Source organism: Amycolatopsis sp. lyj-112 (assembly GCF_046549055.1).
In the GTDB taxonomy this organism is placed as follows: Bacteria; Actinomycetota; Actinomycetes; order Mycobacteriales; family Pseudonocardiaceae; genus Amycolatopsis.
This window is the reverse complement of the sequence record NZ_JAJPWS010000009.1, coordinates 270,151-291,284: the sequence shown is the minus strand read 5'-3', so window position 1 is coordinate 291,284 and position 21,134 is coordinate 270,151. Positions and strand designations below refer to the sequence as shown.

Sequence of the window (21,134 nt, the reverse complement as noted above, 5' to 3'; positions counted from 1 at the left end):
GGACCATGACAAACGGATGACACGGAGTCACAAGGCTCGCGTGACCTGCGAGGCGACGATCAGCCCGCAGATGACCAGATTCTTGATCTTGTGGTCGACCAGGATGGCCACGAACTCGCGGAGAGTGGCGCTGGGCCAGAAGTACCAGGCCGTCGGCGAGCCGATGACCTGGCCGTTCACCTTGGCCCGCCGGGTGATGAGCGCGGCGCGGAGCACGTGGAAATTGTTCGTCACCACGGTGCACCGGTAATCCGCTCGGTGCTCCCGCATGATGTCCGCGCTGAAGGTGAGGTTCTCGAGCGTCGTCCGGGACCGGTCCTCCACCAGGATCCGCTCGCGCGGTATCCCGGCCGTGACGAGGTACTCGGCCATGGCTTCGGCTTCCGGCAGGTCCTCGTCTGGGCCTTGCCCGCCCGAGGTGACGATCAGGGGTTCCCGGCCCCGGCGGGCCTCGGCGTCCACGACACGTTTGGCCCGCTTCAGGCGTCCGGCCAGCAGTGGCGGCACCTTGTGGCCGTCGGTCAGGCCCGAACCCAGCACCACGACGAAGTCCGCGCCCTTCACCATCCGGATCCGGCCGTAGACGACCGAGTAGAGAAGAAAGCAGACAAAGAGGAACGATACGTAGACGATGATGCCGTTGAGACTGCCGCGCAGGACGTCGAGCGGCAGCCAGGCGATTTGAGTGACCGTCGCGTTGAACACGATGAGCGCGCAGATCCCGAGCCCGGTCAGCAGCGAAAGCACGTTGGCCGGGCTGCGCCCCTCGCGGCGGATCATGGTGATCCCGTTGCAGATCAGGAACACCGTCAGCGCCAGGACGGTCGGCACGATCAGCAGGATGACCCCCACCGCGATCGCGCCCGCCGCCTCGGGTGACACCGAGGCCAGCAAGGCGAGCAAGGTCACCCCGAGGAACAAGAGCGCGAAGAACAGGTAGAAGCCGTTGCGCAGCCGACGGCGGTCGCGCAGGAAACTCACCAGGAACGCCGCACAGCACAGGGCCGCGATGGCGAACGGGACTGCAGCGGCCTTCACGAGATCCCCAGCCTTCTCCAGTCGCCGAAACGCGGTGCGGCGGAATTAGAACACGCGGGGCGGTGTCGGTCCGGTTCCGGGTCGGCGTGTCGCTTTTTCCTTGCACATCAGGGGGAATTTCGGCCGGAAGTGTATATCGGACGTCGACACGATATAAACGGAGAGGTGATCGAATCCGGTGCCGATGCTCACTCGATGGAGGACCTGATGACCGACCCCCGCGCTGTCCGCGGAAAGTTCTTTCTGGGGCCTCACGAGGAATTCACCATTCTCGCGAACGCCGCCGAGACCGACGGCAGGCACGATATCACCGAAGCCGTCCAGTCGGCGGGGTCCATGACGCCGCTGCACAAGCACACGAGATACGAGGAGCGTGTGTACGTCCTCGAGGGTTCGCTCACCGTCTGGCTGGACGGCGATCCGAAGACGCTCGGCCCCGGTGAATACGCCCTCATCCAGCGGAACGTGGTGCACGCCATCCATGCCGGTCCTGACGGCGTCCGCGCCCTCAACACGACTTCGCCCGCCGGTTTCGCCGAGCTCATCGCCCGGGTCGCGACACCAGCCGAGCTCGTGGGCCCGGACACCGAGATCGACGCCGAGCTTTTCGCGCGTGTCGCCGCCGAACTCGGCGACGTCCTGCTCGGGCCGCCCGGGATGACCGAACTCACGGCCTGAAGATTTGCGGCAGGCTGATCCGGGGAAGACCCGGGCGAAGTTCGCCCGGGTTCTCCCCAGCGGCCTCACTTGTCGGCGTTGGCCACCGTTTCCGGCTTGTAGGCGTAGACGACGTCGCCCTCCGCGAGAGTGTGCCAGTCGCCGCCGCAGATCTGCGTCGTCCTGCTCTCCTTGCCCTTCGGCCACCAGTCGGCGGTCAAGGTCGCCGCCTTGGTGGACGCGGCGCCCGGCACGCAGAGCGCCGGCAGCTTCGAGCCGGCGCTCGAGAAACGGAGGATTCGTTCCGTGCCGGTGGTCCGGACGATCTCGGCGATCCCGGTGGCCTGATCCGGGACCCAGTCCGGCAGCCGGGCGTCCGCGTTCGTCTTTCCCTCGGTGCCACTGGAATAGTTGACCGGTTGCGCGTGCCCGTTCGACGATACGGCCATCGATTCGGCGAGCCCGCAGCCACTCAGCGCGGTCACCGCCACCATGCCGCCGATCGCCAGTGCCGTACTCGATTTCATGATCTTCACAGTGTTGATTCTCGGGCGCCCGGCGTCGTCTGTGATCGGCCGATCGGCTTCCGGTGCCAGGGTGGAGTCGGCCGGATGGCCAACGTCGACTATCAGTCCGATGTGGACGGTGCTGTGGACATGATCACTCGCCGTGCTTTCCGGGCGCGGCACTTCCGGTGTACTCGCCGAGGTCGGACACCAGCTTGGTCAGTTCGGGGTCGTTGTCGTAGCGGCGCTGGTGGAGTTCGGCGATTTTCGCGGCCATCTCCGGGTCCTCGTCGTCGGTGATGTCGAAGGACGCGAACTTGTCGACCAGCGGCAGCCCGACCCGGTCGGTGTCGCGGTGCGCGGGGTGGATGAGGTACTCCCAGTAGCCTTCGAGGTCCTCGATCACGAAGACGGCGCCCCATTCGTACTCGCCACCGAAGTCGCGGCCGACGACGAAGGACTTCACCGACGGGATGACGCGGCCCTGGTTGCGCAGGCTCTCCAAGGCCTCTTCGATCTGCTCGGGGGAGGCGTCGGGCTTCAGGGTGAAACGGTTGCCGTGGTAGATCATCGTGCTTCCTTCCGGTTGGTTTTCCTTGCTTGATGGACAACTGCGGCGACGACAGCGCCGGCTCCCATCGCGACGCCGGACCAGGTGAAGGTGCCGGGGATCCCGAGGGTTCGGACGAGGGGCTGGACGACCAGCGGGGAGAGGAACTGGCCCAGGAAGATCCCGGTGACCAGGCCGCTGAGCACCCGGCCGCGCCGGGCGGGCGGGGCGGACTCGGCCAGGCGCAGGTTGAGGTTGGGCACGACGAAGCCGACACCGGCGCCGCCGACGAGAAGCCCGGCCACGACCTGGACGACGGTGCCCGCCGTGCCGACCAGCAGCCAGCCCGTGCCGAGCAGCGCGACGCTGATCGTGGTGATCGCGGTGGGACTCAGCCGCTTGCGCAGTCGGGGAAAGGCCAGCGCCCCGGCGACACTGGTCAGCGTGCTTCCGGCGACGACGGCGCCGATCAGGGCGGGCCCGCTTCCGAAGCCCTCCAGCAGGAACGGCAGCTGGGTCGGCGCCATGTAGAACACCAGTGTCGCGACGAGCGCCAGCACGTACACACCGATGATGCGTCCAGGCGGTCCGCCTCCCGGCCCGCCGGTCATCGCGGCCGGGCTGGTCCGCGGCGGTTCCCGCAGGACGAGGATCGCCGCGATCGCGATGACGGCCGAAACCGAGTAGATCCAGAACGGCGCCTGCCAGCTCACCGTGGCCAGAATCCCGGCCAGCGGCAGGAAGACGACACCGCCCAGGCTCGCGAACGCCTGCTGTAGCCCCAAGAACGACGCGCGGCCGGGTCCCTCGAACCAGTCGGTGATCAGGGTGCTGACCGCGGTCATGATGCCGCCCACCGCCAGCCCGAGCCCGGCCCGGGAGACCAGCAGCGGATACAGGTCGTCGAGGAAGAACCCCGCGGTGCCGGTAACGGCGTAGAGCACGAGACTCGCCACCAGGAGCGGCCGACGTCCGACGCGGTCGGCGATGATCCCGGACAGCGGCGCGCTGATCGCGATCGCGAGCGAGGTCACGGTCAGCGCGAGCCGGACGAGGAGGTCCGCGCCGGGTGTTCCGGAGAAGACCTCCCGCATCGCCGGCAGGCTGGGCGCGATGATCGCCGCCGCCATGATGGTCAAGGTCGCGGCGGCCAGCACCGTGCCGCGGGCCGCGCGTGTCGGCGCCCTGGTCTCAGCTCGGCTCGTCATGACACCAAGCTCGCAGCCGCATCCCCTGCTTCGCGTCGGTGGGAATCACCTAATCGCCGATAATGATATACATGTGCTTATCATCGCGATGTGCGATCAATGCTGACAGGGGCAGGCGTGTTCAGGAGCAAGTGGATCCTCGGCCCGGATGCGGGCTTCGCCGGAGAAGTGCTGGTCAGCGTCACCGAGTTCACCCTCGACGACTTCCGGCATACCCCGGGCGCCTATCGGGCGGGTTTCGCGCTCAGCCGTGAATGGCCGCGACTGGCGGGCGCGGTGGGCCTGTGGCTGTGGGCCGAACCGTCGCGCCGCCGGCTGGGCTCGGTCTCGGTCTGGCGCGATCGCGAAAGCATGCGTGGCTTCGTCGGGCTGCCTGCGCACGTCGCGATCATGCGCAAGTACCGGCGCCTCGGCGCCGCTCGCGCGACAACGTGGCATTCCGGCGAGCCCGACCAGCGGCTCCTCTGGCAGGCGGCGGGACAGTGGCTGAGGGAGTGACGCACGCCATTTTGGACGTTTCGTCTAATCGATATACAGTGAGTCCATGACGAGCGAGCACCCTTACCCCGCCGCCTTCCGCAGTGGCGACCTGGTCTCCGTGTCCGGGCGGCTCGGCGTGACCGAGACCGGCGAGCTGGTGCCGGGAGGTTTCGACGCCGAATGCGCGCAGGCCTTCGCCAACCTCGACGCCGCGCTCGAGTCGGTGGGAGCGAGCCGGACCGACGTGGTGAAGGTCGTGGCCTACCTGACCGATATCACCGACCGCTCCGCCCTCAACGCCGTCTATGAGGGGTTCTTCGCCGAGTCCCGGCCCGCTCGCAGCTGTATCGGGGCGGCGTCCCTGCCCTACGGCGGTGTCGTCGAGGTCGAGGCCCTCGCTCGAGTGCGTGATGTCTGAGCAGGACGCGATCCTCGCCGCGCTCGCCCCGGTGGCCGACGGTATCGCCGCGACCCTCGGCTCGTTCTGCGAGGTCGTCGTGCACGACTTCCGGCAGCCGGACCGGTCGGTGGTCGCGATCGCCGGAGCGGTCACCGAACGGACCGTGGGCGGGTCGATGAGCGAGATCGGCATGGGCCTGCTCGCCCGGGGCGACGACGCCGAGGACCAGCTGAACTACGTCACCCGCACGGCTTCCGGGAAACTGGTGAAGTCCTCGACGATGCTGGTGCGCGACAGCGGCGGCTCGGTGTTCGGCGCCCTGTGCGTGAACCTCGACGTCACCGCGCTGGGCCAGCTGCGGACGCTGGTCGGTGAACTGGCCGACGTCGGCACGACGGCCGAGACACCGACCACCACCTTCGGCGACGACATCGACGCCGTCATCGACGCGATCGTCGACGAACACCAGCTCAAGCTGAACAAACCCTGGGCCGCGCTCAGCCGCGACGAGCGGCTCGACCTGTTCCGCAGCCTGCACGCCCGCGGCGTCTTCGCCGTGCGGCGGGCCGTGCCGCAGGTCGCGGCCCGGATCGGCATTTCCCGCGCCTCCGCCTACAACTACCTCTCCGACATCCGCGCCCAAGGAGCCTCATGACCCCCGCCGTGACCTTCGACGACATCCGCGACGCCGCCACCCGCCTGGCCGGAGTCGCGCACCGGACCCCGGTGGTGCGTTCCCGTACCCTCGACGACCTCGTCGGCGCCGAAGTCCTGATCAAATGCGAGAACCTTCAGCGCATCGGCGCCTTCAAGTTCCGCGGCGCGTACAACGCCGTCTCCCGCCTCTCGCCGGAGCAGCTGGCCAAGGGCGTCGCCGCCTACTCGTCGGGCAATCACGCCCAGGCCGTCGCGCTCGCCGCACGAGAACTCGGGAGCAGCGCGGTGATCCTGGTCCCGGAGGACACCCCGAAGTCCAAAAAGGACGCCACCGAGGGCTACGGCGCCGAAGTCGTCACCTACGACCGGTACACCGGCGACCGCGTCGCGATCGGAGAGGCGTTGGCCGCCGAACGTGGCCTGGCGCTCATCCCGCCCTACGAGCATCCGCACGTCATCGCCGGCCAAGGCACCGCGGCGCTGGAACTGCTGGAGGAAGCGGGTTCGCTGGACACCCTGGTGGTCCCGGTCGGCGGCGGTGGCCTCATCGCGGGCAGTTCCACGGCCGCGAAGGCGCTGCAGCCCGGCATCCGCGTCGTCGGTGTCGAACCCGAGGCAGGCGACGACACCAAGCGATCACTGGCGGCGGGTGAACGCGTCTCGATCCCCGTGCCCCGCACCATCGCCGACGGCCAGGCCGCCGAAATCCCCGGAGAACTCACCTTTTCGATCAACCGCGAGCTCGTCGACGAGATCGCGGTGGTCACCGACGACGCCATCCGTGAGGCGATGCGGTTCGTGTTCGAACGCCTGAAGCTCGTCGTCGAGCCCAGCGGCGCGACCGGGATCGCCGCGCTGCTCAGCGGGCAGGTCGCCACCCCGGGCAAGGTGGGCGTGATCATCAGCGGCGGCAACATCAGCCCCGAACGCTTCGCCGAGCTTCTCGTGACCCCGTGACTCCGCGATTAGTCCTCTAATGGCGGGGTTCAGCGGGCCCGCTGAACCGGCCGCTCGTCCCAGACCGGTTCGGTCGTCTCGCGAACCTTGCCATCCGAGCCGAAGACGAGGTATCGGTCGAAGGAGCGGGCGAACCAGCGGTCGTGCGTGACGGCCACCGTGGTTCCCTCGTAGGCCTCCAACGCCTGCTGCAGCGCTTCCGCCGAAGCGAGGTCGAGGTTGTCGGTCGGCTCGTCGAGCAGCAGGATGGTGGCGCCGCCGATCTCCAGGAGCAGGATCTGGAACCGCGCCTGCTGGCCGCCGGAGAGCTTCTCGAACCGCTGATCGGCTTGGCCGTCGAGTTCGTAGCGGCGCAGGAGGTTCATCGCCGGGCCGCGGCTCCGCGCGTGGTCGGTCCAGAGGATGTCGACGAGCGTGTGCCCGAGCAGTTCGGGGTGGGCGTGCGTCTGCGCGAAATGTCCCGGGACGACCCGGGCGCCGAGCTTCCACAGCCCGTCGTGCGCGACGTCCTCGCCGGCCAGCAGGCGCAGGAAGTGGGACTTCCCGGAGCCGTTCGAGCCGAGCACGGCGACGCGCTCGCCGTAGAAGATCTCCAGGTCGAACGGCTTCATCAGGCCGCGGAGTTCGAGCGCTTGGCAGGTGACGGCGCGGACGCCGGTCCGGCCGCCACGCAGCCGCATAGTGATCTTCTGCTCGCGCGGGGGAGCGGCGGGCTGTCCGGCCTCCTCGAACTTGCGCAGCCGCGTCTGCGCGGCGTGGTACCGGGAGGCCATCTCGTCGCTGCGCGCGGCGTACTGACGCATGTCGGCCACGAGTTTCTTGAGCTGCGCGTGCTTCTCGTCCCAGCGGCGCCGCAGTTCCTCGAAGCGCTCGAAACGCTCTGTGCGCGCCTGCGGGTAGGTGTCGAAGCCGCCGCCGTGCACCCAGACGTCGCTGCCGGCGGCCCCGGGCTCGACGCTGATGATCTTCTTCGCCGCCCGCGCCAGCAGTTCCCGGTCGTGCGAAACGAACAGCACGGTCTTCTGGGTCTCGCGCAGCCGCTCTTCAAGCCATTGCTTACCGGGGACGTCGAGGTAGTTGTCCGGCTCGTCGAGCAGGAGAACGCCTGCGCTGCCGAGCAGCAGCGCCTCCAGCACCAGCCGTTTCTGTTCGCCGCCGGACAGAGTGCGTACTTCCCGCCAACGCGCCTTTTCGTAGGGCAGGTTGAGCGCGGCCGTCGTGCACTTGTCCCACATCACTTCGGCTTCGTAGCCGCGGGCGTCGCCCCAGTCACTGAGTGCCTGCGCGTAGGCCATCTGGGCGGCCTCGTCGTCGCGTTCCATCAACGCGAGTTCGGCGTCCTCGACGGCGCGGGCCGCGGTGCGCAGCGCGTCCGGGGACACCGAGACGAGCAGGTCCCGCACGGTCCGTTCGTCGCGCACCGACCCGACGAACTGGGGCATCACCCCGAGCCCGCCGCTGATGGTCACCGACCCGTCGTCGGGTTTGAGCTCGCCCGAGATCATCCGCAGCAACGTCGTCTTGCCCGCGCCGTTGGCACCGACGAGGGCGCAGACGCTGCCCTCACCGACCCGGAACGAGACGTCGTTCAGGAGTATCCGCCCGTCGGGCAGGTAGTACTCGACGTGCGCGACTTCCACATGCCCCATGAGATCCTGACTCCCGTTCCCGTCACCGACAGGGTGCCTTGCCGGGCGCGAAACCGGCAACCGAGATATTCGGTAGTCTCGACGATATGGAACGGACCTACCCCGGTATGCGGCTCAAGCTGATGCTTGCGCTGTTCCTGCCGGAGTTGTTCGTCGTCCTTCCCGTCGTCAGCGGCGTCAACCCGCTGAGCCTGGTCACGGCGCTGACAGCGTCCGTGGCTGTCGCCAATCCACTGGGCCTGGCCGCCACGCTGACCGCGTCCCTCGCCGTCATCCTGCTCGCGATGGCCGTGCACTTCCGGCTCGAACCCGCCACCGCCGCGATGCGGGTCCGCGCGATCAGCCTGCGTGAACGCGCTCAGTGGTTCGTGAGCCTGCGCGATCCCGACGCGCGCGGCCGCACCCGGCCCCGGGCCCCGTCACTCGGCAGCCCGGCTGCCTGAAACTTCTCCTCGTTCGAGGGTGAGGCAGTCGCTCCTGCCCTGTTCACCTTCGAATGACGGAGTGACTCGTTCATGTTCGATTTCTTTCTGTACCCGGTTTCGGCCATTCTCTGGTTCTGGCACAAGGTCTTCGGTGCCGTGTTGAGCCCCGATTCGGGCGTCGCCTGGGTGCTGGCCATCGTGTTCCTCGTCTTCACTCTCCGGCTCCTGCTGGTCAAACCGGCGCTCAGCGCGCTCCGGGCCGGACGGCGCACCCAGGCGCTCGCGCCGCAGATGCAGAAGATCAAGGAGAAGTACGGCAAAGATCGCCAGCGGATGGCGAAGGAGATCCAGAAACTCCACGCCGACAACGGTTCCAGCCCGCTCGGCGGCTGTCTCCCGGCCTTGATCCAGCTGCCGGTCTTCCTGTCGCTGTACTGGGTGCTGCGCGATTTCACCCCTGGCGCGCAGTCGAATCACGTCTTCGATCAGGCGGGCGTGCAGTCCTTTCTGAACGCGGACCTGTTCGGGGCGAAGCTCGGCAACTGGCTTTCGCAATCGGCCGCGGACCTGGCCGCGTTCGGCACGGACCACGCCCATATGATCGCGGTCGGCGTGCCGCTGATGCTGATCGCCGGCCTGGCCACGTTCCTCTCGATGCGCGCGGGCCTCACCCGGCAGACCGCGACCGCCCCGCAGGCCGCGGGGATCGCCAAACTGATGATGTACCTGGCCCCGATCGGCATGCTGGTCTCGGGATTCTTCTTCCCGGTGCCCATCGGTGTCCTGCTGTACTTCCTGGCCACCAACGTATGGACCCTGGGGCAGCAGCACGTCCTCACCAAGGTCGTGGACCGGGAAGAGGAGACCAGGACGATCGCCGCGCCCAAGGTGGCGGCTCCGCGCCCGGGCCAGAAACCCTGGCGACAGCGATGAATTCGGATGCCGTTCCACCCTGGACTGACTAACATCGGTGGTGATCATGGAGTAGATCAGCGGCAGATCGCCCGGCTCGGGGCCGGGAGGGCGCGGGTTCGACTCCCGCCTCCATGTCACCCTGGAGTAGTTCAGCGGCAGAACACCCGGCTCTTACCCGGGAGGGCGCGAGTTCGAGTCTCGCCTCCAGGTCTCGAAAGACAGGGGGAGACCGGTGAACCAGTTCGGCTACGCGTTCGGCCAGTTGCGGCGCGCACTGTTGCACGCCGGCGCCGATTCGGCGCGCGCCGATGCCTGGCGTGCCGTGCTCGACGGGATCGCCGACGGCACGCTGACCGTCGGCTCTCGCACCCCCGTCGCCGACACCCCGGCATGGGTGACGCTCGAGGTGCTGCACGGCGGGTTCGCCAGCGGCCGCTACCTCGCGGAAGCGCCCTTGAGGCACGACGAGATCGACGTGCTGCGGTCCTTGCCCGCCGACGCGCCGGGCACGACCGACCGGGAGCGGTTGAACCTGCACTACCTCTCCGACGAGGGCCAGACCGTACTGCTCGACGCCCTCGCGGCCGGGACCTACCGGATCGCGATCCCGGAGCATGCCGCGCTCATGACGGTCGTCTGGCTGCTCGCGCACGACCACCACGCCGCGGCGCTCGACCTCGTCGCCGAACTGCGGCCACTCATGCACCGGCTGCGCATGACACCGCGTTTCGGGGAGCCGCCCGCACCCGCCGGTTCCATCGTGAAGCTCGCGTCCGTCGGACAGGTCAAGGAAACCCTGCGCGCGGTCACCACCCCGCCCGCCATCGCGACGATGCGGACCAGGCTGCGGGAGCGGCCGCTGTACGACCGGCTCGTCGCGCTCTGGTGTGAAACGGTCGAGGGCGATCTGCCCCGGCTCGACGACGACGGCGTCGTCACGGGCGGCTGGCCGTGCCGCGTCTGGCCCGCGGACTGGGCCGAGCGCCGGTCCGCGCTGCTCACCGAAACCGCTGCTGTGACAGCACATCCGCGCGGCAACTTCGCCCGGCTACGAGCCGCGCTGAGCGAGTGCGAGGCAGACAGCCGCGCGCTGACCGCACGGGACGTCGGCTGGGTGCGCCGCGCGCTCGCCAACACCATCGGCAAGCACGGTGCTCCCGGCTCCGAACAGCGGACAGCCTTGCGAGAGGCCGAGCTTTCCGTCGTGGCGCGACCGGCTCGCGCCGAGATCGCCGGCGTCATGGTCGGCCGTCTCGGCGCGTATCCGGAGGAGAGCGGCCTGCCGTCGATCGATCCGGTGGCCATGGACGTCGACGGCTGGCAAGTTCCGGAAAGCCTTGTCGTGAAGGTGACGCGGGCGCTGGAGGCGCCCGTCGAGGAACTGGTCGAGCGGGACGTGATCACCTCCGGCGAGGTGCTCGCCATGGTGCTGCCGCAGATCACCGCGTCGCTCCTCGCGGCGAACATCGAGGACTCGGCGCTGTCCGCGCTGTACGCCCGGACGTATGCGGCTTTCCGTCGTCGGCGCAGCCTGTTGCTGCTCGATCTGGAGACTCAGGTCGGGTTCACCGAGCTGCCGTGGGTGGCGGCGCTGGAGCCCCTGCGCGCGCACCGGCGGGACAACGCCGACGCCGCGCGGCAGACCCTCGCCCAGACCACGATGCTGGCGCTGACCGCTTTCCCGCACACGATCCTGCCGAACCCGCTGGTGAGCGAATTCGGCGCACTCGCCAAGCAGGCCGGGCTGAGCCTGCCGCTGGTCGAGGAGATCGCGGCGGACATCTTCATGGGCACCTTCACCACGAAGTTCCGCGACGCCGCGGTGATCGCGAGCCGCGTCATGGCGGGCACGCTGTACGCGCGGTACTACGACCTGCCCGAAAGCTGGTCCGGACAGACCCGAACCCGGTGGGGCCGGAAGACGGCGAAGGACTTCGCCAAGGTCTGTGCGGTGCGGGCGGCGGAAGCACGCCGTGGCCGCGGTTCCGGCGTGGCCGTGAACGGCACGGTCCTCGAACAGGCCCAGATCGTCACCACGCACAACCTGGCCGTGCTGGTCGACGGGCTCGGTCTGCGGGATCGGCTGACCGCGATCGCGCCGGGCCTCGCGGCCAGGTCGCTGAGCTGGGCGTTGCGCCGTGCGTCCGTGCCCACCACCGACACACATGCCGCGCTGATGGCGGTCAAGAACGCGGCCTACGCGTGGCGGCAAGGGATCTTCTTCCTCAGCTTCTGCGACACCGAAACCCAACAGGCCACGGTCGACACGCTGCGCCCGCAGCTCACCGGCACAGACCTCGGCGCGGCCGTCGACGGGCTCGCCGCCGTCGTGGCGGGCTACCGGTTCGGTGCCGACGGGACTGTCCAGAAGGGACGACGCTGGCTCGGGTGGGGCGTGGGCGGGCACTGGGCGCTCGGCTGACCGAGGTGGGGACCGGTCCCACCGGGCGGCTCTACCCTCGTCGGATGACCAGTCACCTGCTCGTGCGCGCCTGTGCGGCCGCAGCCCTCGGCACCTGTGTCCTCGCCGCGTGCAGCTCGACCCCGCCGGAGCCTGAGCCGGCACCGGCGGCGCCCCCGCCTTCGCAGACCGGGCCGGATCAGACGTTGGTGTCGTGGGCCGGTGCCTACTGCGGCGCCGTCAAGGATCTGCGGCTGGTCGTCTACACCATGCCCAAGGGCTACGACATCAAGTCCGAGGCCGACCTGCCGAAAGCGGAAACCGCCCTGCGGTCACTGGGCACGATGCTGACGGCCGCGATCACCGGACTCGAGAAGCTGCCGAAGATCGCCCCGCCCGCCCAGGAGGCGAACACCCTGGCCTCCCAAGACCTGGCCTTCTATCGGAAGCTGCACGGAAAAGTGACCGAGTACCGCGCGATTCTCCCGCGCGGGGGTGTCAGGTACGCCCAGTCGGCACTCACTCTGAGCGGGATCGACCTGGCGACGCGCGAGCCCGCTGTCGAGACCGGCAAGATCCCCGGATTGGATCAGGCGATGAAGGCCACCGAGGCCTGCAAGCTCGTCTGATCCGGTGTCAGGCGGCGAGCGGGCCGAAGACGAGGGTGCCGGGTGCCTCGGCGTCGTCGCCCGCCCAGAACTCCAGCCACAGCACCCTGAACTCGTCCCGGGACAGCCTGCCGTCGCCGTCGGAGTCCAGCAGCGGGAACGTGGCGTCGGTGTCGGTGGGCAGGCCGTTCCAGGCTTCGATCAGCTGGCGGTACTCCGCCGCCGAGATGAGGTCGTCCCGGTTTTCATCGATCGCTTCGAACATCGCGTCGGCCGTCGCGGTCACGGCCTCGGGCATATCCGGCAGCCTGTCGACCACCAGCAGGACCTCGTCGAGCGTGACCTTGTTGTCGCGGTTGAGATCCGAGGCAGCCAGCAACGTCGTCCACCAGCCCAGCATGATCTCGGACAGACGCCGCTCGTCGCCCGGACCACGCAGCCGCGTCCACCGGCCCGCCAGCGCCTGGAAGTCCTGCTCCTCAAGGAATCCGTCGCCGTCGCCGTCCATCGCGGCGAAGACGCCCGAGATCTTCCGTCGCTGCAGGTCGCTTGACATGCGTCCGACGATAGGACCGGATGTCGTAGTGACGCATCGGCCATCTAGGCCACAGGCGATCCACGATCGGGGGACGGGCAGGAACTGTCTGGTGAGACTGCAAGCGTGACCCCTCGCCCTCGAACACGACACCTTTGCCCCCTTCTCGTTAGCCATCATTGCCGCTCGCTGGCCCTTTTGGGTAATCGGGTTGTGCACTCCGATCACCCTTTAGTGTTATTAGCGTCGGTTTCATTGTTGCAGATAATTACGAACACCTGTTCGACAATGTGCGGTATCATGGAGGGGTGTCAGAGACTCCCGTTCTTCCTCGGCCGCCGCAGGAGTTGTGGCGTGCCGGGAAACTGGAGCTCGCCCACGGGGTCACTGAGACGTTGACGCTGATCCGCGCCGCGTCCGCTGTGTTGGGCATCTATCTGGCGGAGATCGAATCTCGTGGCGCCAAGGATCTGTACGGCTATGCGAACACGAAAATGTGGCTGGCTGATGTCGCGCGGATCGCTCCTGTCGATGCGAAGAAACTCGTGGATCGTGCGGTGGCGCTGAACCCGTCCCGCGCACTCGATGGCACCGAAGTCCCGGCTTTGGCACCCGCCACCGCCGTCGCTGCGGCAGAAGGTGCGGTCGGGGAGCAGCACATCGATCAGATCGTGGCGGTGTTGAAGAGGATCCCCGCGCATGTCTCGGTCGAGAACCGGGATGCTGCCGAGAAGATTCTCGCTGATCTGGCTCGTGATGGGGGTCCTGGGCAGATCGCGGCCGCTGAAGAGGGCTTGATGGCCTGGCTGGACCCGGACGGCAATGAGCCGAAGGATCCTGAGCCGGTTGAGCCGCGTCGTGAGTTGAGGTTGCACCGTCGGAAGGACGGGTTCTGGAAGCTCACCGGCCTGCTTGATGACGAAGCCGGTGCGCGGACGATGGCGGCGATCGAGGCTTACTCCAAGCCTCGTCCGGTCGACGAGTTCGGCCAAGCCGACCTGCGGACGGTGTGGGAGCGTCAGGGTGACGCGTGGGTGGATCTGCTTGACCTGGCGATCGCGAGCCCTGACCAGCCAGGTACCTGCGGGTATCGGACGATGGTGCATGTCCTGGTCGGCTTCGAGGAATTGAAAACCGGTCTCGGCACCGCGAGTATGGACTTTGTCGGTCAGATGACCGCCCGCGAAGCACGCATGGCCGCCTGCGACTGCCTGATGCTCCCGATCGTCATGAACGCCGCCGGTGAACCCCTCGATGTCGGACGGATCAAACGGTTCGTCACCCCGGGTCAGCGGAAAGCCCTGAACGCGCGGGACAGGGGCTGTTCATTCCCTGGGTGTCAGCGGAGACCGAAGCGCTGTCACGCTCACCATATTCATCACTGGGCAGACGGCGGGATGACCGACCTCCGCAACCTGTGCCTCCTCTGCTCCTTCCACCACCGGCTGATCCACCACGGCGATTGGGAAGTCCGCATGGCCGCCGACGGGCTACCGGAGTTCATTCCGCCGCAGTACCTGGACCCGCTACGACAGCCGAGGCGCAACACACTCCACCGCGCCCTCGTCTGACCCGCATGACCCGAGGAGCCCGCCAGCCACACCGGCGACGGGCCCCTCGGCATGCCCACGACCACCTCGACCGACATCGACTTTGGCAGGTGGTCCCATAGGAGTCCTCGCCCACGCCTCGGTGTCGGACTGCCCGATCTGGATGGCGCGATCTTGTTCCTGGAGGCAGAACGCTCCATCGGCCTCGGGTGGGGCCAGTTGGTGTGGACCGGAGGCCGTAACACCTACCTAGGTGGCCGCCGACGAGATGCCGATGGTCGTGCCGGGAATCTCGGTGGCAACCGTCACCGCCTCCGGGTCGCGATGCGGCGCCGTGGTTTCGGGCCTGTTCACCGAGCACGCCCGGCTCAGTGCGGGAAGACTTCCCGCGGTCGCAGTGTCATCCCCTCCCGGTGATCCTCGATCGCCTGTGCCACTTCGATCATGGTCTCGGTGCCCCGCAGGCGGTCCAGATAGCCCACGGACGCGGCGAGCGCCGGCAGGTCGACGGTGAAGTACACGCCCATCAACGGGTTCACGAACAATTCGCTGCCCGCCGTGCGTGAAGTGAAGTCCACGTTCCCGTACTCGCCTCGCAAGGCCGCCGCGATCTGCCCGTTCACGATGCTCGGCAGCATCGGTGTGGCTTTCTGGGCGTGCGCGACAGCGTCCACATAGGCGTGCGCCTCGGGCGAAGCCGACGGGATGGACAACGCGCCGAGATAGCCGCCGGCCCGGTCCAGCGCGGCCAGGTTCTCCAGCACATGCGTATGGCATACACCGTGGTAGGCGTCGATTCCGAAGCCCAGGCACACGACCAGCCGGCTGATGCCCTCGATCGCCGAAACCGCGGCGAGGCTGCTCATATCCTCTTCCGGGGTACCGATTCCGGCTTCATCGCCGCGCATGAGGATGTCCGTGCCGCCGTCCACCAGTACGACCGCGTCCACCTCCAGGTGCCGCACGAGCGCCCGGTACGCGGCCTCCAGCGGTTTTACGCCGGTGCGGGGGAAAGCGTGCACGGTCGCGGGAAGGCCGCGTTCGTGCAGCCAGCGGGCGAGCGTGCGTTCGGGGAAGTAGTCGTCGTTGCCGACACTCTCCGGGCGAATCGCCGCGACGTCCGGTGCCACCCAGTCATCCAGGTCGAGCCGTGAGAGTTCGCTGAACGCCAGGTTCGCCAGGTGCACCCGCTTTCCTTGCGCCCGCAACGCGAAGGCCAGCGGCAAAGCCGCGTAGACGTCGAATCCGCCGCCCGCTCCGGCGAGGAGGACGTTCGAAGCGGAACTCAGGCGAGCGAACAGGGGAGGCTCTGTCAGAGAGAACACTCCACGATCTTAGGGACATGCGCGCACAAGTACGGGCGGGCGAGGACGAGCGCGGTGACGGTGAGCGCCACACCGACGAAGACCGGGGCGAGATGCAGGAAGTCGGTGTAGTGGATGGTGCTGTGCACGGCGACGGCGGGCAGGAATCCGGCGGCCGCGGCCAGGGCGAGGGACCACCAGACCCAGGACTCGCCGCGACGCCATCCCCAGGCACTCACCAGGATGATCGCGGTGGCGGCGGCGATCAAAGCCCCGCCGAAGCCGGCCCGGTCATGGGCGATGAACGGCAGCAGCCGTGGATGGGCACTTTCGATGAGCGCGGCCGAGGTCCGCAGGAATTCCAGGTCGCTGTCCACGAACACGGTGGTGAGGCCGACGGCCGACACCGAGACGCCGCCGCCGAACAACCCGATTCCGACTAGGACGAACAGGAGCTGCCCGACGAGGGCCCTGCGGCGCAGGGGTTCCGATCCCTCCGGCATGACCGTCCACTGTGGACGAGTACGGCTCCGGGTGGCCAGGAGGAACATCGGGAACAGCACGATGGTGACCGCGGTGTGCAGCGGTTCGACGAAGCCGATCCCGAGGAAGTACAGCAGGGTCGGGAAACCGATCCAGCCGGAAAGCAGGTAGGCCTCGCGGGCCCAAGGCCATCCGTGGCGGAGACCTCCGACGGACAGGCCGGTGTAGAGGACACCGATGGCGATCATGGTGCCGGCCATGGTGATCCGGTCGTGCTGCAGGAAATGGACGAGATGGTGGTCGATCGCGTGGAGCTGATCGACATCCATGCCGAGGTACGCGCGGTCGTACCACAGCAGGACCGGCCCGAGGGTGATCGCCGCGGCGCCCAGACCGGCGCCGATCATGCCCAGGCCGACCAGCAGGCCCCACCACCAGGCGGGCCACCGGCGAGGGTCGCGACCCGGGCGTCGTGCCGGCGGCGTCGACTGGGTGGGAGTCGCGGCTTCGATCACCCGGGCGAACCAACCCGGGCCCGCGTCGATCAGGAGTGAAGGCGTTGCCAGCACCACCTTTTCGGGCTCGTCGAGTGTGTCGGCGGCCGCGGCGACCGAGGAGGAGGTCACGTGGAGCACGTTCGGGTCGGGCTCGGTGGTGATCGCGTCGACATGCGTGGCCAACGCGGCCGCGACGGCCTCCGCGTCGGGTCCCGGCGCATGGGCGATCACCGGAATACGACGGCCGGTGGCGGCTTGCCGCACCGCCGGGACGTCGGCGAGGCCGACCGGTGACACCTCGATCAGGCCGGCCCCCAGCAGCGGCAGAGCGCGGACCGCGTCCCTCGCGACGCCGGGCGGGACCACGGCACCGAGCCGGCTGTGGATCCTGACTCCGGCGACGGAACCTGCCAGATGCGCGGGGACATGACGATGACCGAACGCGCTCGCGATCAGCCGTCCGCCGCCGGGGGAGGAGCCGGCCGAAGCCAAGGTTCGCAAGGCAAAGCGTTGCGACCGGCGTGTTCCGAGGAGTTTCGCCGCGATGCCGCGCAACGGATGGTAGGTCCAGTCGGGCATCAGGGCGTCCACGCCAGGACGGAATCCATCGAGCGCAGAGTCGTCGAAGCCGGGGTCAGCCGGGCGGCGACGTCGCGGAGCAGGACCGCTGGAGGTGACGACCATTGGCCGACGGCGCCGAGACGTCCGGCGCGACGGGCGATCCGCTGGGTGCGCGGACGGCGTGATCGGTCGTAGCTCGCGAGCGCGGAGTCGACGTCGGCGTTCGTGCCGAGCGCCTCGGCGAGGGTCACGGCGTCTTCCAGGGCCTGGCAGGCACCCTGCCCGAGTGCGGGGTCCATCGCGTGCGCCGCGTCTCCCAGCAGCGCCAGCCTGCCGCGTACGAAGGCCGGCAGTGGCGGGAGGTCGTACACGTCATGCCGGAGGACGGCGTTCTCCGGGGTCGCCGCCAGCAAAGCGGGAATCGGGTCGGGCCAGCGATCGAACCTGCGCCGTACGGCCGCGTGCTCACCGTCGCTGGCGGCCTCGCCCGCGCGCACCGTGGCGGTCGCGAAGCAGTAGAAACGTCCGCCTGGCAGCTTCGTGAACCCGATGCGCTCGCCGCGGCCCCAGAGCACCGCGCCGTCGGCGTCGAGGTCGCCCATCGGGCCGGTGACCATGCGCCAGGCGGTGCATCCAACGTAGCGAGGTCCTGGCGCGTCCGGCCAGAAACGTTCGCGCAGGGTGCTGTGGACGCCGTCCGCTCCGACCACGACGTCCGCTCGCACGGTTCCGCCGGAGTGCTCGACGTCCACACCGTCGCCGCTCGGGCGTACGGCGTGGACCTCGCTTCCCGGCCGCAGGCACTCCTGCGGCAACGCGGAGACCAGTGTCCGAAGCAGATCCGCCCGGTGCACCACCCGCAACGGCCAGCCATGGCGGCGAACGAACTCGGAGTTGTCCATTCTCGACAGCCAGCGGCCCGTGCGATCACGTACTCCGCCCGTCGTCTCCGCCACGCTGAGCGCGCTCACCGGCTCGGCGAGACCGAGCGCCGAGAGCGCGCGCATCGCGTTCGGCCACAGGGAAAGCCCGGCGCCGGCCTCGGTGAACTCCGCCGCCCGTTCGAGCACTGTGACCTGGTAACCGCGACGTCGCAGGGCGACCGCCGCCGCCAAGCCACCGATTCCGCCGCCGACCACGACAACCGTGTACAAAGCCATGACCCCCCAGTTTGAGCGACCGCTCAAGACGCACGATACGCCAAGTTGAGCGACTGCTCAATCAGGCCGGGCTGAGACCAAGCGATCAGCGCCAGGAAGGCAGCCAGAGTTCGGCTTGCCAGTGCGCGTTGGTGATCGTGTCGCCGTTGAGAACCGGCCACAGCCAAGCGAAGTTCGCGACGACGAGGCCGGTGTACAGCGCGACGACCACCAGGCCGGTCCCTCTTCGCTCGAAACCGCGATTCGCGTGGCCGAGAATCTGCCCGAGCGCCAGCGTCAGGCCGAGTATCAGGAACGGCGCCAACGAGGTGGCGTAGAAGTAGTACATCTGCCGGTCGAGATTGAGGAACCACGGCAGCAGCCCGGCGAGGTAGCCGACCAGCACGGTCGCGTACCGCCAGTCCGCGTGGAAGAACCACCGCCACAGTCCCCAGCCGAGCATCGGCAGCGCGAGCCACCACAGCGCCGGAGTGCCGATCAGCATGGTCGCGCGCACGCAGTCCGCACCGCCGCAACCGGCCGCCGCCTCGCCGGATTCGTAGTAGTAGAGCATCGGCCGTAGTCCCATCGGCCATGTCCACGGCTTCGATTCCCACGGATGCGGCTCGTTCTTCGGCGTCAGCAGTGTTTCGTGGAAATGCAGCACGTTCATCGAGTAGTCGCCCAGCGAGCGCAGCGCGGGCGGGATCCAGCCGAAGATCCCCGGAGCGATGTTGGCGATCTCGACGTAGTGGCGGTCGGTTCCGGTCTCACTCGCGAACCACGCCCACCAGCTGCCGAGGTAGATCAGGAAGGCCAGCCCGACGAACGCCCACAGCGCGGGGGCGACGTCGCGGATCAGGGTGCCCGCCCACGGCCGCCGGACCCCGGCTGCTCGCCGGGCCGCCACATCGAGGGCCACGCAGAGCAGTCCGAACGCGGCCATGTGGTAGAGCCCTGACCACTTGACGGCGAACGAGAGCCCGACCATCAGCCCGGCGGCGAAGCGCCACCAACGGAAGCCGAGCCGGGGCCCGAACCGCGATTCGCCGATCCAGCCTTCCCGCACCGCGGTCGCGAGCCGGGACCGGACCTGGTCCCGGTCGGCCAGCAGGCAGGCGAACGCGGCGAGGACGAACAGGGCGATGAAGATGTCCAGCATCGCCATCCGCGACTGCAGGTGCAGCACGCCGTCGCAGACCACCAGGATGCCCGCGATCCCGCCGAGCAGCGTCGAGCGGGTGAGCCGCCGGGCGATCCGGATGGTGAGCAGGATGATCAGCGTGCCCGCGATCGCCGAGGCGAATCGCCAGCCCCAGCCGTCGTAACCGAAGAGCCACTCGCCGGTCGCGATCAGCTGCTTGGCCAGCGGCGGATGCACGATGTACTCGTAGCCGGCGTTGTCCTCGTAACCGCCGTTGCGCAGGATTTGCCAAGCCTGCCCGGCGTAGTACTTCTCGTCGAAGACAGGGGTGCCCTTGTCGGTCGGGAAGCCCAGGTTCTGGAACCGGACCAGACCACCGATCGCCGTGAGCACCAGCGTGACCACCCAGCCGCGCACCCGGTCGGCAGGCATCGGCTTGCCCAGCAGCGTCGCCTCGCGGTCCGAAGGTGGTTGCCGCGAACCGGTCTGATCCGGCTTCGAACGGGTCAGTGTTGCGATCACGGGGTTCGATCATAGGGCCACGGCAAGAGCGACCTTTTCGGCGAATTCATCCGGTGTGAACGCGCTGTGAATCTTGCGGCGAGTTCGGCGTTTTCCTGGCCGCTCACCCGGCGCGGATGCTGTGAACACTCACAGCCTTCCTTTGCGGGCAGGGGAAGCCGTTGCCGTCGAGGCCCCTTCGGCGGACGGTGATCTCGGCCGGAGACCCCGTCCGGCCGTTCTCCCCAAACCCTGTCGAAGGAGACGTCTGTGAAAAGCCTATCCAGCCGGCGGGCGACCCGGTTCGCGTTGGTGACCGGAGCCACCGCCCTCGCGTTGAGCCTGCTGCCCGCCGCCGCCCTCGCCCAGCCCGGCGACGAAGGGAGCCGTCCCAGCGGACTGGTGAAGACCGGAACCCACACTCAGGTGCGCGAGGTCGCGCCCCTGCGAGGTGGCGTGGGCGCGGCCGTCGTGGCCGACGCCGTCGCGACGTCGAAGCAGCTGAACTACAGCCAACAGGTGCAGCAGTACGACCAATGGTGCTGGGCCGCCGACGGTTCGAGTATCGAACGTTCGCAGGGTGGCGGCGCCACCCAGGCGCAGTTCTGCGCCGCGGGCAAGGGCACGCAGGCCGGGTACTGCCCGAACCAGGCGGCCCAGATCCCCGAGATCATCCGGGGATTCCGGGGCACCGGGTTCTCCGCGCAGGACGCGGGCGGCCCGATCGGCTTCAACTCGGTCGTCAGCCAGATCGACGCTGGAATCCTGAACCTGACGGGAATCTACTGGACCTCCGGCGGTGGGCACGCCGAGGTGATCTACGGCTACGACACCGCGAACCAGTCCATCATGGTCGGCGACCCGTGGCCGACCTACCAGCGCTACCAGACCTGGAACTACAACCAGTACGTCCGGAACAGCCAGTTCAACTGGAACGACACCATCGTCAACATCCGGAAGGGCTGACGC

The 21,134-nt window shown here is 68.4% G+C and carries 21 protein-coding genes and 2 tRNA genes; 13 read left to right on the top strand and 10 right to left on the bottom strand.

Annotated features, from left to right (window positions below; translation table 11 throughout):
- Positions 1-27: 27 nt before the first annotated feature.
- A complete protein-coding gene (locus ACLJRL_RS28190) occupies positions 28-1,038 on the bottom strand; it encodes a YdcF family protein (protein WP_410659313.1) in 1,011 nt (336 codons plus the stop codon).
- 207 nt (positions 1,039-1,245) lie between these two features.
- Here ACLJRL_RS28190 and ACLJRL_RS28185 point away from each other — a divergent pair, with 207 nt between their 5' ends.
- A complete protein-coding gene (locus ACLJRL_RS28185) occupies positions 1,246-1,716 on the top strand; it encodes a cupin domain-containing protein (RefSeq protein WP_410659312.1) in 471 nt (156 codons plus the stop codon).
- Between the two features lie 65 nt (positions 1,717-1,781).
- Here ACLJRL_RS28185 and ACLJRL_RS28180 read toward each other — a convergent pair whose 3' ends face one another.
- From ACLJRL_RS28180 to ACLJRL_RS28170, 3 genes are all read right to left on the bottom strand, one after another.
- A complete protein-coding gene (locus tag ACLJRL_RS28180) occupies positions 1,782-2,222 on the bottom strand; it encodes a hypothetical protein (RefSeq protein ID WP_410659311.1) in 441 nt (146 codons plus the stop codon).
- Positions 2,223-2,355: 133 nt separating this feature from the next.
- Positions 2,356-2,772 carry a Dabb family protein gene (locus ACLJRL_RS28175; protein WP_410659310.1) on the bottom strand — a complete coding sequence of 139 codons (417 nt, stop codon included), beginning with the start codon at positions 2,770-2,772 and terminating at the stop codon, positions 2,356-2,358.
- The gene (locus ACLJRL_RS28170; RefSeq protein ID WP_410659309.1) at positions 2,769-3,959 is read right to left on the bottom strand and encodes an MFS transporter; all 1,191 of its coding nucleotides are present in this window, start codon (positions 3,957-3,959) and stop codon (positions 2,769-2,771) included. Before ACLJRL_RS28170 ends, ACLJRL_RS28175 begins: the two co-directional genes overlap by 4 nt.
- Positions 3,960-4,076: 117 nt before the next feature.
- Here ACLJRL_RS28170 and ACLJRL_RS28165 point away from each other — a divergent pair, with 117 nt between their 5' ends.
- The 4 genes from ACLJRL_RS28165 to ACLJRL_RS28150 are packed head-to-tail and all read left to right on the top strand — an operon-like array spanning position 4,077 to position 6,453.
- Complete coding sequence (locus tag ACLJRL_RS28165; RefSeq protein ID WP_410659308.1) at positions 4,077-4,457, top strand: hypothetical protein; 381 nt, start codon at positions 4,077-4,079, stop codon at positions 4,455-4,457.
- 46 nt (positions 4,458-4,503) lie between these two features.
- Complete coding sequence (locus ACLJRL_RS28160) at positions 4,504-4,857, top strand: RidA family protein (RefSeq protein WP_410659307.1); 354 nt, start codon at positions 4,504-4,506, stop codon at positions 4,855-4,857.
- On the top strand, positions 4,850-5,494 hold the full coding sequence (locus ACLJRL_RS28155; RefSeq protein WP_410659306.1) for a transcriptional regulator: 645 nt from the start codon (positions 4,850-4,852) through the stop codon (positions 5,492-5,494). The genes ACLJRL_RS28160 and ACLJRL_RS28155 overlap by 8 nt, the downstream gene beginning before the upstream one ends.
- Positions 5,491-6,453: a pyridoxal-phosphate dependent enzyme gene (locus ACLJRL_RS28150; protein WP_410659305.1), complete on the top strand. Its 963-nt coding sequence runs from the start codon at positions 5,491-5,493 to the stop codon at positions 6,451-6,453. Before ACLJRL_RS28155 ends, ACLJRL_RS28150 begins: the two co-directional genes overlap by 4 nt.
- 29 nt (positions 6,454-6,482) lie before the next feature.
- On the opposite strand, the gene ACLJRL_RS28145 is transcribed toward ACLJRL_RS28150, so the two are convergent.
- Positions 6,483-8,102: an ABC-F family ATP-binding cassette domain-containing protein gene (locus ACLJRL_RS28145; RefSeq protein ID WP_410659304.1), complete on the bottom strand. Its 1,620-nt coding sequence runs from the start codon at positions 8,100-8,102 to the stop codon at positions 6,483-6,485.
- 86 nt (positions 8,103-8,188) lie between these two features.
- Between ACLJRL_RS28145 and ACLJRL_RS28140 the strand changes: the two genes are divergently transcribed.
- The 6 genes from ACLJRL_RS28140 (at position 8,189) to ACLJRL_RS28115 (ending at position 12,472) form a co-directional block, all read left to right on the top strand.
- Complete coding sequence (locus tag ACLJRL_RS28140) at positions 8,189-8,545, top strand: DUF6412 domain-containing protein (protein ID WP_410659303.1); 357 nt, start codon at positions 8,189-8,191, stop codon at positions 8,543-8,545.
- A 72-nt stretch (positions 8,546-8,617) separates the two neighbouring features.
- Complete coding sequence (gene yidC, locus ACLJRL_RS28135; protein WP_410659302.1) at positions 8,618-9,460, top strand: membrane protein insertase YidC; 843 nt, start codon at positions 8,618-8,620, stop codon at positions 9,458-9,460.
- Positions 9,461-9,505: 45 nt separating this feature from the next.
- A tRNA-Pro gene (locus tag ACLJRL_RS28130) sits at positions 9,506-9,577 on the top strand.
- 3 nt (positions 9,578-9,580) lie between these two features.
- Positions 9,581-9,652: transfer RNA gene (locus ACLJRL_RS28125), tRNA-Lys, on the top strand.
- 22 nt (positions 9,653-9,674) lie between these two features.
- The gene (locus ACLJRL_RS28120) at positions 9,675-11,864 is read left to right on the top strand and encodes a hypothetical protein (RefSeq protein ID WP_410659301.1); all 2,190 of its coding nucleotides are present in this window, start codon (positions 9,675-9,677) and stop codon (positions 11,862-11,864) included.
- A gap of 44 nt (positions 11,865-11,908) precedes the next feature.
- Positions 11,909-12,472 (top strand): hypothetical protein, encoded by a 564-nt coding sequence (locus ACLJRL_RS28115; protein WP_410659300.1) that lies wholly within the window; start codon positions 11,909-11,911, stop codon positions 12,470-12,472.
- Positions 12,473-12,479: 7 nt separating this feature from the next.
- Here the strand turns inward: ACLJRL_RS28115 and ACLJRL_RS28110 are convergent, their stop codons facing one another.
- Positions 12,480-13,007: an EF-hand domain-containing protein gene (locus tag ACLJRL_RS28110; RefSeq protein ID WP_410659299.1), complete on the bottom strand. Its 528-nt coding sequence runs from the start codon at positions 13,005-13,007 to the stop codon at positions 12,480-12,482.
- A gap of 287 nt (positions 13,008-13,294) precedes the next feature.
- Here ACLJRL_RS28110 and ACLJRL_RS28105 point away from each other — a divergent pair, with 287 nt between their 5' ends.
- Positions 13,295-14,557, top strand: coding sequence for a DUF222 domain-containing protein (locus tag ACLJRL_RS28105; RefSeq protein WP_410659298.1), 1,263 nt, complete (start codon positions 13,295-13,297; stop codon positions 14,555-14,557).
- Positions 14,558-14,904: 347 nt separating this feature from the next.
- Here ACLJRL_RS28105 and ACLJRL_RS28100 read toward each other — a convergent pair whose 3' ends face one another.
- The 4 genes from ACLJRL_RS28100 to ACLJRL_RS28085 all read right to left on the bottom strand — a co-directional run bounded on the left by ACLJRL_RS28100 (position 14,905) and on the right by ACLJRL_RS28085 (position 20,186).
- Positions 14,905-15,861 (bottom strand): DUF1152 domain-containing protein, encoded by a 957-nt coding sequence (locus ACLJRL_RS28100; protein WP_410659297.1) that lies wholly within the window; start codon positions 15,859-15,861, stop codon positions 14,905-14,907.
- Positions 15,849-17,399: a hypothetical protein gene (locus tag ACLJRL_RS28095; RefSeq protein ID WP_410659296.1), complete on the bottom strand. Its 1,551-nt coding sequence runs from the start codon at positions 17,397-17,399 to the stop codon at positions 15,849-15,851. Before ACLJRL_RS28095 ends, ACLJRL_RS28100 begins: the two co-directional genes overlap by 13 nt.
- The gene (locus ACLJRL_RS28090) at positions 17,399-18,541 is read right to left on the bottom strand and encodes an FAD-dependent oxidoreductase (RefSeq protein ID WP_410659295.1); all 1,143 of its coding nucleotides are present in this window, start codon (positions 18,539-18,541) and stop codon (positions 17,399-17,401) included. Before ACLJRL_RS28090 ends, ACLJRL_RS28095 begins: the two co-directional genes overlap by 1 nt.
- 85 nt (positions 18,542-18,626) lie before the next feature.
- Positions 18,627-20,186, bottom strand: coding sequence for a dolichyl-phosphate-mannose--protein mannosyltransferase (locus ACLJRL_RS28085; RefSeq protein WP_410659294.1), 1,560 nt, complete (start codon positions 20,184-20,186; stop codon positions 18,627-18,629).
- A 249-nt stretch (positions 20,187-20,435) separates the two neighbouring features.
- Here ACLJRL_RS28085 and ACLJRL_RS28080 point away from each other — a divergent pair, with 249 nt between their 5' ends.
- Positions 20,436-21,131, top strand: coding sequence for a papain-like cysteine protease family protein (locus ACLJRL_RS28080; protein WP_410659293.1), 696 nt, complete (start codon positions 20,436-20,438; stop codon positions 21,129-21,131).
- Positions 21,132-21,134 lie beyond the last annotated feature (3 nt).

What these genes read in the sequence shown, in the direction of transcription:
- ACLJRL_RS28185 (WP_410659312.1), top strand. Translation starts at nt 1,246, where the DNA reads ATGACCGACCCCCGCGCTGTCCGCGGAAAGTTCTTTCTGGGGCCTCAC.
- ACLJRL_RS28170 (WP_410659309.1), bottom strand. Translation starts at nt 3,959, where the DNA reads ATGACGAGCCGAGCTGAGACCAGGGCGCCGACACGCGCGGCCCGCGGC.
- ACLJRL_RS28180 (WP_410659311.1), bottom strand. Translation starts at nt 2,222, where the DNA reads ATGAAATCGAGTACGGCACTGGCGATCGGCGGCATGGTGGCGGTGACC.
- ACLJRL_RS28175 (WP_410659310.1), bottom strand. Translation starts at nt 2,772, where the DNA reads ATGATCTACCACGGCAACCGTTTCACCCTGAAGCCCGACGCCTCCCCC.
- ACLJRL_RS28140 (WP_410659303.1), top strand. Translation starts at nt 8,189, where the DNA reads ATGGAACGGACCTACCCCGGTATGCGGCTCAAGCTGATGCTTGCGCTG.
- yidC (WP_410659302.1), top strand. Translation starts at nt 8,618, where the DNA reads ATGTTCGATTTCTTTCTGTACCCGGTTTCGGCCATTCTCTGGTTCTGG.
- ACLJRL_RS28115 (WP_410659300.1), top strand. Translation starts at nt 11,909, where the DNA reads ATGACCAGTCACCTGCTCGTGCGCGCCTGTGCGGCCGCAGCCCTCGGC.
- ACLJRL_RS28160 (WP_410659307.1), top strand. Translation starts at nt 4,504, where the DNA reads ATGACGAGCGAGCACCCTTACCCCGCCGCCTTCCGCAGTGGCGACCTG.
- ACLJRL_RS28155 (WP_410659306.1), top strand. Translation starts at nt 4,850, where the DNA reads ATGTCTGAGCAGGACGCGATCCTCGCCGCGCTCGCCCCGGTGGCCGAC.
- ACLJRL_RS28150 (WP_410659305.1), top strand. Translation starts at nt 5,491, where the DNA reads ATGACCCCCGCCGTGACCTTCGACGACATCCGCGACGCCGCCACCCGC.
- ACLJRL_RS28110 (WP_410659299.1), bottom strand. Translation starts at nt 13,007, where the DNA reads ATGTCAAGCGACCTGCAGCGACGGAAGATCTCGGGCGTCTTCGCCGCG.
- ACLJRL_RS28145 (WP_410659304.1), bottom strand. Translation starts at nt 8,102, where the DNA reads ATGGGGCATGTGGAAGTCGCGCACGTCGAGTACTACCTGCCCGACGGG.
- ACLJRL_RS28095 (WP_410659296.1), bottom strand. Translation starts at nt 17,399, where the DNA reads ATGCCCGACTGGACCTACCATCCGTTGCGCGGCATCGCGGCGAAACTC.
- ACLJRL_RS28090 (WP_410659295.1), bottom strand. Translation starts at nt 18,541, where the DNA reads ATGGCTTTGTACACGGTTGTCGTGGTCGGCGGCGGAATCGGTGGCTTG.